Origin of the sequence: Methylobacterium sp. E-041 (assembly GCF_022829665.1) — a bacterium.
Taxonomy (GTDB): Bacteria; Pseudomonadota; Alphaproteobacteria; order Rhizobiales; family Beijerinckiaceae; genus Methylobacterium.
Genome location: NZ_JAKSYQ010000024.1, coordinates 1 through 8,845, shown reverse-complemented (window position 1 = coordinate 8,845; position 8,845 = coordinate 1). Strand labels below are relative to the sequence as shown.

Here is an 8,845-nt window from a genome sequence, read left to right as displayed (position 1 = left end):
CCGCCCGGCTGGGCCGCCGGCGCCGGCGTCGAGTACTCCCTGCCGACCGACTCGTTCCTGAACTTCTTCCGCTACTCGGCCGTGACGCTTAAGGTGGAAGGCCTGTACGTGAACCTCGACCAGGGCGGCCGCAACAACGGCGCCTTCGCTTCCAACTCGACCGGCACCGTGACCCTTACCTCGCCTGGCGTGACCGTCGTGCAGCGCGGCCTGAACCGCAACAACAGCACCGAGTTCGCCGTCGTGCGCGCCGGCCTGAACTACAAGTTCGGCTCGTACTAGGACCTGCCGGATCGGCCGCGGCTCGCCCAAAGCCGCGGTTCGGTTGGATGGGTCGGTCGATCAAACAACGCCCCAGGAGAAACCTCCTGGGGCGTTTGTCGTTTTCCGAACCCGACCGTCTAAAAATCGGGACAAAAAACAAAAAAACGCGCCTTTTAGGGCGCGCTTGAGTTGTTTAATTTTAGATGGACTGGAACGAGTTCTATTCTATCCGAAGTCGGATCGAGCGCAATAGGTGTGGTATAGCTTTTGCCGGGCTTCAAAGGTTATCCCCGCTCACCGCTGCGCTGTAGTCCGATCCGCCGCTTTCCAATGCCCCATCTGCTGCTGCCGCATCGCCGGCAATGCATGAGTAGGGCGGGAAGCTGTACCGCATCCCAGCCGAGGCCGTGGCGACCTACGAGACCGACAGCAGGTTCAAGGCGCGGAGACCATAACGGCGTCAGGTCACGGCGGACACTGACGCGTCCCGGTGCGACTTGAAATCCGGCGAGCGTAGTGTCGGACAGGCGACGTGGCGGGGAATGCGCTGACGGGCGCAATGGTAGGAGGGGCTTTCGATGCAGCCATTCCGGCCGCCGGTGCCGCCGCCTCTGGGCTCATGAACCGTCTGACCGGCTCCGCCTCTCCCGGGGTCGCAACCCTCGCCCGCACGGCGCGAGCCCGCTTTGGCATACCGATCCGAGCCGGGCGGATCCGCGACGCCTTGGATGGTGCTCAACGTGCGTTCGATCGCGCGATTGCGTGTCGAGAACAGTCCCGGCTCCCGGGCCGGCGCCCCGTTCTCATTCGCGGGACGATCGTTCGGCGCCATTCCGTCCACGCGGCCCGGCAATCTCGCCGCGGCAAGCACCTCCTACGATCCACGTCGAGGACTGGCAGGCGTGGATCGCCGATGGCTTCGGCATCGTGACGAACGGCATGCTCTGCGTCACCGGCCCGGAACTGACGGCGGACGAGTGGACGGCGCGGCCCTGACTCCGCGTCGAGATCGGGTTGCGACCGCCCTAAAGCAGCCCAACCCCATCGAGGACACCAACCATCGCGAAGGCGATCGTGAGGCCGGATACGACGTAGACCACCCATTTGTAGGTGCCTTCGACCCGCCGGTCTGGCGGCAAGGCACGGGTGGCGAGCAGGATGAGGAAGCCGAGGGCCAGCGGCAGCAGGAGCGCGTTCATCACTTCTACGGCGACGTTGAGCGCTACAAGGTTCGGTACGAGCTGCACTCCGATCGCACCTGCGACCACAACTAAGGTGAAGGCGCCGTAGAAGGCTGGTGCCTGACGCGGCGACAAGGTGAGGGAGTGCGCTCGGCCCGTCAGGTCGCCGAAGCCCCAGGCGAGCGACAGTGCGACGACGTTGAGTGCCACGAACGCCGCCGCGATGATGCCGACCCCAAAGGCGACGTGTCCGAGCCATGGGCCCAGCGCCGGTGTGAAGGCATCTGCTAGTTGGCCGACCGTATCGAGCCCTTGGGCTGTTCCGCGGCCGCCCTTCCCGATGGTGGCAGCCGCCGCGATCAGGATCGCCCCCATCACGCATTGCGAGATGATCGCACCGACGAGGGTATCCAGGCGCGAGTCGCGTGCGTGTTGCCAGCCAAGGCCCTTATCGACGATCGCCGACTGCTGGTAGAAGATCATCCATGGCATGATGACTGCGCCGATATTGGCTGCGATGAGAACCCGGAAGCCGCCGTCGTTTAGCGGTATGTGCGCGAACGAGGCCAGGATTTCGCCTGGGTCAGGTTTGGCCGCAATAGCGAGTCCGATGAACACGAGTTCGAACAAGCCGACGGCGATGGCTACCACCTCGACACGCCGGTAGCCCCCGGTGAACACCAGCCACAGCAGGATCGCCACCGGTAAACCAAGGCTGACGATCCGCGGCACACCGAAAAGGTCACCGATGCCGGCGATCCCCGAGAACTCGGTGACGATGGCTCCGATACCGGCCACGACGAGACCGCCAAATGAAATCCAGGCCCAAGCGGGTCCGAAATGCTCTCGGATTAGCGCGCCGTGACCACGGCCTGTCGCCGTGCCGAGGCGGACGGTGAGTTCCTGAACGATGTAGAGGATCGGCACGAGCAGGAGTTGCAGCAGAAGCAGGGAATAGCCCCAACGCGCTCCGCTCTGCGCGGCGGTGATCAGGCTCCCGACATCGGTGTCGGCGAGCATCACGACAAGACCGGGTCCTGCGGCCTTGAGAAACGCAGATATGCGGGGCAGGTAAGCGGTGTCGGGCACGGCATTGCAACCGGAACGGTCAAGGCGGGTTCCGAGCGTCCCAGTAAACCATGGTGCGTCACAGAAACCCGCTCCCCCCAGGGCCCCTTGAGCGCGTTCGCCCGCCCGATGCAGCCGACGACCATTCGCGGCTCGCGGTGCCCGGATGATCCCCTGATCTGGCTGAGATCAACGCACCGGAAGCGACGTTCAGCCTTCAACCCAGCATGTCGAGGGTCTGGAGCCACGCATGACACAGGGTGGGCCAGACACTTGCGGGCGTGCCCGGCTCCCCAATGCCGAAACCATGGCCGCCCTTGCTGAAGCGGTGGAACTCGACCGGGACGCTCATGTGCCGACAGGCCGTGTCGAGGATGCGGCTGTTCTCCGGACTGATCACGGGATCGTCGTCGGTCTGCACGAGGAAGAGCGGCGGGCAGCCCGGACGCAACTGTGTCTGGAGCGACCAGGCGGTCCGCGCTTCGGGCTTCGGCTGCTCGCCGACGAGGTTCCGCCGGGTGCCCGTGTTGTCGTAAGGCGGCTCCAGCGTGACGACCGGATAGATCAGGGCCGCGAAGTCGGGACGGGCCAACTGCCGATCGATCTCGTCCACCGGCGCGTAGGTGCGTAGGCCGGCACGCATCGCGAGCGTGCCGGCGAGATGTCCGCCCGCCGAGAAGCCGACGACCCCCATCCGCTGCCGGTCGAGCCCCATCGCCTCCGCCCGCGAGCGCATCGTCCGCATGGCCCGTTGCGCGTCCTGCAGGGGAACCAAGGTGCCGTCGGCCCAGCCCTCGTTGGGTAGGCGGTAGGTGAGGACGAAGGCCGTCACCCCGATGTCGGTCAGCCAGCCTGCGGCCGGATAGGCCTCCTTGACCAGGCCGATGCGTCGATAACCGCCGCCGCCGACGACGAGTGCCGCGGCACCGTTCGGCTTGGGCGGAATGAAGATGTCCAGCAGGGGCTCGGATATGTTGAAGGCGGCCCCATCGATCTCAGCCTGTTGGGTCCCCATCGGGCCGCCCCCACCCGGTGGGGCGCTGGGCCAAAGCCGCAAGCGCTCGGACCGTGGCTGAGCGCAAACGCTGGTCGCGATCGCGCTCGCGCCGGCAGCGAGGATCAAGGAGCGGCGGTCGAGCATGGTGATCCAGCGCGGCGAGGTGGAGCCTTGCAAGCAAGACCCATGCAGCGGTGAAGCGAAATCATCCGGGGACGTTTCGGAGTGAGGCGCCGGGAGCTGCTGTAGCAGGTCCAGCCTCATGGGAACCCGCTTCCCGAGTGCGCCCTATCCGGCATCGACTGCGGCGCTATCTCAGACTGGCTACTCGCGGTTCGCAGCGGTCATAGCGCGAGCGACAACTTCCCGTAGGGCTGTCTGTCCATCCACGAGGAACCAAGCTCGCAACGCATCCGTGGTCTCGGGCCTGTCGTCCACCCGCTCGCGGAACAGGTCGCTGTAACGTGCGAGTTCACGTTCAAGGAATGTGTCAAGGTAGCTCGGCCCTTTCGCTTTGGCGAGGTCGAGAAGGGCGTCATCGAGGACGCGACGCATCATCTCTCCGACCATGGCTGAGACGTAGATGGCTTCAGGACTGCCTTGCTCGGGCTCTTTCAATCCGGTCTCCGTAAGGGTGGGGGATGGCGAGCCTGTGCCCGCCAGCTGAGGCGCCGTGCAATCGCATCGGCGCCTGCCTGAAGCCTTTAGCCCTCATTCGCCTTGAAGTCGCCCCACGAGGATCGCCCGAGGCTCGGCCTCTTCATCCGGCTCCTGCTCGCCGAGCAGCGCGGCAATTCTAGCCACCCACGGTGCCCAGCACCGTCGTTCGATCGTTGCAGAGGAACCCGCGCCCGATGGCGGTCTTGAAGGGAGCGAGCGCTCATCGCGCGCATCCCAGACGCTGTCGCCTAGGCTGCTGCAGAGCGCCTTCCGGCTGTTGCTGAAACTTGAAGGGACCTACCATGGCCGACACGAACGCCTCCCAGGGGCAGCGCCTCCACGAGACCCAGAACGGCACCAAGTCCAACGCGAAGCAGGTCTCGACCGACGCGCTCAACGCCCGGCTCGCGGACGGCATCGACTTGGCGCTGGCGGTCAAGCAGGCCCACTGGAACCTGAAGGGTCCGCAGTTCATCGGCATCCACCTGATGCTGGATGGGTTCCGTACCGAACTCGACGATTACAACGACAAGGTTGCCGAGCGCATCACGCAGCTCGGCGGCACGGCGCGGGGCACGGCGACCGCGGTGGCCGCTGGCTCGCAGCTCGCACCGTATCCGCTCGACGCCTATCGGATCGCAGACCATCTTGCGGCGCTGATCGATCGCTATGCGGTCTATGCGAACGCCGTCCGCCAAAACATCGACGACACCGACGAGGCGGGCGATGCCGGCACGGCGGACCTCTTCACTGAGGTCTCGCGCGGCGTCGATAAGCAGCTCTGGTTCCTCGAAGCTCATGTCCAGGAGCCAACTGGCGCGATGCGCGATGGTGATCACGACGGCAAGCGCTGAGGCGCGATACGGCCATTCGGCTGACGCCGGCACGAGAGCCAAGATCACATCCCTCAGATGAGGGATGCGATCTTGGCGGTCTCGACACACCGATGCCGGGCGGCTTCGTGCCGGGTCGATGGTCCTGCCCGTGTCCGGTGCGCCGAGGAAGCGGTGAGAGCACGATGTTCGCTCTCAGCCTGATCTGCCTCTCGGCGGGAGCTACATTCGCCAGTGTCGCTCCGCAGCGACTCGCGCGGCAGGCCACGTTCGAGAGCATGGGGGGCTGCCCGATTGTCGGCGGCCCCTGCCTGCCTGATGCTGGGCTGCCGCTGTGCCGCTGAGCGAAGCGCCAACGCGCCTGCCTTACCGTCCCGCCATGACCTCAAGCCGCGCCAGCGGCAGCCAGACTGTTGCCCCGGCCGCCCCAAGGGAGAGGCGCGAACGGGATCACCGCGCGCCCGGCCGCGACCGGCAGCACGCCGTCAGAGGCGATGGCAGGCATCCGTGCGGCTACGAGAGCCAGGAAGGCACCGAGAAACGGTGCGGCGGGCGAGGTCGGCCATCAGCGCGTCTCGCTCCGTTCGGCAGCGACGAGGCGTCAGCGGCGGGCAAGGCCGAGCGCCCAGGCATGGGCCCCGCGCTGATCGGTCTCGCCGGCCGCGGATCCGGTGCCGGTAGGAGGCACCAAGGCGGAGGCAGACCGCGTGATCCTGCCGGGCGTGCAGCAGGCGGACGGCGGGGGAGCGGATCCGGTCGGAGGCCATCGGTCCGACCTCGATGCGCGCGGTCGGCGCGGGAGGACCTTGGCGGCGGCCCGGGCGCCCGCGAGCGCATAGGACATGCACATGCCCCAGGCGTCGCCAGTCACTTCCATGCGGGCCTGAGCCGAACGGATCGCGGCGCGCTTGATGGCGGAGCGGTCGAAGGTGCCGTCGCGGTTGACCGGCGGGGCGACGGTGGCGGCGAAGCGCTCGGCGCTTTCGGTCGAGACGACGACGGCAGCCCTGGGAACGCCTGTCCGAGGTCTCCCGCCTTGCCGGCCTCCTTGCCGATCAGGTGCTGGACGCGCAGATCATGAGTCGGCCAGTCCCGGAGCAACATATCCGGGCGCTACTCAGCGCAGCCTTCCTGCTGGACGAGCACGACCTTCCGCTTCCTTCGCTGCCGCAGCAGATCGCCCACGGGGCGAAACGCGGAGCCGACCGATGCCAGGAGCCTTCGAGCGTGCGGGTCTGAAGTTCATCTCCGAAATCGGAGGTGGTTCCGGCAGCCGGTTCCATGAGGAGAAGGCGCGGAGCTGGACGAAAATCACTGCCCGGATCAGCTCGCCAGCAGGAACGAGGCTGGCCGAAGGGACGGAACGAACGGCCGCGCCGAGCCGAGCCGCATTCAAATGTTTCGCGTCTCATGGCTCGAACATGCGTATCTCGCGCTTTGAGCCCTAACCCCAATCCTGGCTGTCCAGCGTGCACGCGCCATTGGCGACGCTTGCGATGGCCGACATCGCGGCGTCGAGGGAGGCGTGCGCGCGTTTCACAGTCACGAGAAGGCCCGCCTCATCCGGCTGGATCTGGAAATCGTCGGTATCCTTCGGCCTTGTGATCTTGCCGAGGCTCCGTCCCAGCCGATCTTTGAGATCCCATGCCTTGCCGGCCGGCCCTGTCGGTGTGAGAACGACATCCATTCATCTGATCCTTAAGAGCGGGGAAGGTCGCTCCAAAGCCCTACAATTTCGGTCGAAGGCCTCAGGCAATTCAGGAGCAGGACCACATCGCGACCAATCAGGTCTGCGCTGTCGATGCCCTTCTGCGACAGATCGAGTGGAACCGCTTCGACGATACCGAAGTGGGCCACACACCGTTCTTGAATGAGTCGGCCTCGGCGACGATCGCGGCGCAGCTTCGCACAATCGGTGAAAGCATTCACGCCATCGGAGGACTGGATGCGGTCGACGAGGCGATCCTCCGGATCACCGAAATGAATTCCGGCTTTTCCGACCAGCGGTCGAAGCTCCTGGAAGCGCTTTGGTCTTCCATAGGCCACGATGTCGGGACGGCGTGACGCTGGATGTTCCCGCCCTCGATCCTGACAGCCGTGGCCATCAACTTGCAGTCTTTGGCTTCGACGACCGGTGAACGCTTGATGTCGGGCCTTCAAGCACATGCCTCACTGATCGTCCTTTCCGCTGTCACCCTTCTCGGCGTTCGCAGCGTTGCCGGTGACCGTCATGCGAACGTGGTTGGCGGCTTCACGATGTTTTTCGATACGGGCTTGCGCCAACGTATCGTCGGCTTCGGCATCCGTTTCGGCTGCAGGGGAACGCCCGGCATCGTCAGCCCTGTGAGATCGCTGATCCGCGAGGCTCGGTTGCTGAGGCATAAAACGCTCCTTGCATGTTCGATCCCGTGATCCGGCAGCGAGTTCAGATCAGGCACGTCCGAGCCACATCAGGAGGAACCCTGCCAGGGGTAGGCTGAAGCCCAGCACCACCCGGATATCGAGTTCCTTGGAATGCTGTGCCATGCGCCATCGGCGACAGGCCAAGTGCTCCGCTTCCATTCCCAGGATCATAAGGCATAGACCAACGTACACCGGCATGGACGGCAGCGCGATTTCTCGCATGATCGCCTCATTTTGCTGGTTCTGAAGGGACAACGCCTCGCGGAGGCAATCGGGTACAGAGAAAATAACTCCAAAGGATCCTGAGGATTCCAGCTGAGATTGAGCAAGATCCTGGCGGGCATCGGGGCCGCCGGCACGCCGATGGTGGGGCGGCGCGCATGAGGTCGTCGTTGCGCGGTGCCGCGAGCACGTCGCGACAAACAAAAGCGGTCGCCGCCACCGTGCGGGCGTCCAGGCGGCAGGTACCGTCGTGAACCGAGCGTCCCGATCGGTACTTTCGGCTCGTCCTGGACTTACCGCGCAGTCTGCCAAAGGGCTGTTATCTCTCGAAATGCCGTATCGGCACTTGCCTCGGATGCCCCCTGTGATCCGAAAGATCGGATCGATTGGCGTACGACCAAATCATCCTTCATGATCGTCCAGTCGAAGCGTCCTGGCTCCGACTTGGACGGGTTGATCCGTATCGTATGCGGGTTCGGCGTGAAGGTGATCATGCCCGACATATAGGGCCTCGGCGCGTACAGCGTTCAAGGCGTGATCGAGCCGGCGGATCGCCGAGGGGCTCAAGAGGGCCGCCTGCGCCGGGCAGCGCCTTCCCTGTTCGCCGGCACTATACCAACACCAGGTACGCAGACCTATGCCGGCCCGGCCGCCTCTGCTGATCGACCGGCTGGCAACGGATCACGGGCACCTTCCCAGCAAGCCCGGCTCAGGACCGGGTGGCCGGTGAGATGAACGACGCACCCATCCGCCGTGATCGGATCGGAGGACCGGCCTGCTTCGCCTCCAGCGTTCCATTAAGCGCCTGCTAACCGCCGGCCGACACCTTCGCGGGCATGTCGAAGCGTACCAAGCGGACCGCACGAGCCCTTCTCTGGATCACGTCGCTGGCCCTCTGCTGCTTTGCGGCCGTCATGCTGATGCAGATCAACCGGCCCCCGGATCAGGTGGCGAGGCGGGTGGGAGACGGAGATCCCATCACAACGGGCTCGATACCGCCCACGCCTATGCGCTGGTGTGGAGCAGCGCCATGGTGTCGGTGAAGCGTCGCCGATCGGCCTTTTGGACCGGAGGAATATCCGAGGTGCCCGGCTGCGCATTCCACGCGCTTACGGGTCCACGATCGAACGGATCGAAACGAGCTTGAGCTTGGTTCTTCCATTCTCCGGTCGACCGACGGGAGAAGGCTGTCGCTTCTGGCGGCATGCGAGGAGAAC

General features: G+C 65.2%; 9 protein-coding genes and 1 pseudogene. 4 read left to right on the top strand and 6 right to left on the bottom strand.

Going from position 1 to position 8,845, the window contains the following annotated elements; all coding sequences use genetic code 11:
- Positions 1–282 (top strand): annotated as a pseudogene (locus MKK70_RS00945) (porin family protein); the annotation flags it as partial.
- Between the two features lie 1,007 nt (positions 283–1,289).
- Here the strand turns inward: MKK70_RS00945 and MKK70_RS00940 are convergent.
- From MKK70_RS00940 to MKK70_RS00930, 3 genes are all read right to left on the bottom strand, one after another.
- Entirely contained in the window at positions 1,290–2,534 is a 1,245-nt protein-coding gene (locus tag MKK70_RS00940) for an NRAMP family divalent metal transporter (protein WP_243945458.1), read from the bottom strand.
- A 196-nt stretch (positions 2,535–2,730) separates the two neighbouring features.
- Complete coding sequence (locus MKK70_RS00935; protein WP_147841697.1) at positions 2,731–3,654, bottom strand: alpha/beta hydrolase; 924 nt, start codon at positions 3,652–3,654, stop codon at positions 2,731–2,733.
- A gap of 180 nt (positions 3,655–3,834) precedes the next feature.
- Positions 3,835–4,128 carry a hypothetical protein gene (locus tag MKK70_RS00930; protein WP_147726442.1) on the bottom strand — a complete coding sequence of 98 codons (294 nt, stop codon included), beginning with the start codon at positions 4,126–4,128 and terminating at the stop codon, positions 3,835–3,837.
- Positions 4,129–4,472: 344 nt separating this feature from the next.
- On the opposite strand from MKK70_RS00930, the gene dps reads away from it, so the two are divergent.
- Positions 4,473–5,024, top strand: a complete 552-nt coding sequence (gene dps / locus MKK70_RS00925; RefSeq protein WP_147726444.1) for a DNA starvation/stationary phase protection protein Dps — start codon at positions 4,473–4,475, stop codon at positions 5,022–5,024.
- Positions 5,025–6,447: 1,423 nt separating this feature from the next.
- Here the strand turns inward: dps and MKK70_RS00920 are convergent.
- On the bottom strand, positions 6,448–6,690 hold the full coding sequence (locus MKK70_RS00920; RefSeq protein ID WP_147841696.1) for a hypothetical protein: 243 nt from the start codon (positions 6,688–6,690) through the stop codon (positions 6,448–6,450).
- Positions 6,691–6,851: 161 nt separating this feature from the next.
- Here MKK70_RS00920 and MKK70_RS00915 point away from each other — a divergent pair, with 161 nt between their 5' ends.
- Together MKK70_RS00915 and MKK70_RS00910 are read left to right on the top strand one after the other, a co-directional pair.
- A complete protein-coding gene (locus MKK70_RS00915; protein WP_243945457.1) occupies positions 6,852–7,067 on the top strand; it encodes a hypothetical protein in 216 nt (71 codons plus the stop codon).
- A gap of 33 nt (positions 7,068–7,100) precedes the next feature.
- Positions 7,101–7,415: a hypothetical protein gene (locus MKK70_RS00910; RefSeq protein WP_243945456.1), complete on the top strand. Its 315-nt coding sequence runs from the start codon at positions 7,101–7,103 to the stop codon at positions 7,413–7,415.
- A gap of 18 nt (positions 7,416–7,433) precedes the next feature.
- On the opposite strand, the gene MKK70_RS00905 is transcribed toward MKK70_RS00910, so the two are convergent.
- Both MKK70_RS00905 and MKK70_RS00900 read right to left on the bottom strand, forming a co-directional pair.
- Positions 7,434–7,661, bottom strand: a complete 228-nt coding sequence (locus MKK70_RS00905) for a hypothetical protein (RefSeq protein ID WP_147726451.1) — start codon at positions 7,659–7,661, stop codon at positions 7,434–7,436.
- A gap of 972 nt (positions 7,662–8,633) precedes the next feature.
- The coding region (locus MKK70_RS00900; RefSeq protein ID WP_243945455.1) for a hypothetical protein at positions 8,634–8,845 on the bottom strand (212 nt) is incomplete at its 5' end.

What these genes read in the sequence shown, in the direction of transcription:
- MKK70_RS00935 (WP_147841697.1), bottom strand. Translation starts at nt 3,654, where the DNA reads ATGCTCGACCGCCGCTCCTTGATCCTCGCTGCCGGCGCGAGCGCGATC.
- dps (WP_147726444.1), top strand. Translation starts at nt 4,473, where the DNA reads ATGGCCGACACGAACGCCTCCCAGGGGCAGCGCCTCCACGAGACCCAG.
- MKK70_RS00920 (WP_147841696.1), bottom strand. Translation starts at nt 6,690, where the DNA reads ATGGATGTCGTTCTCACACCGACAGGGCCGGCCGGCAAGGCATGGGAT.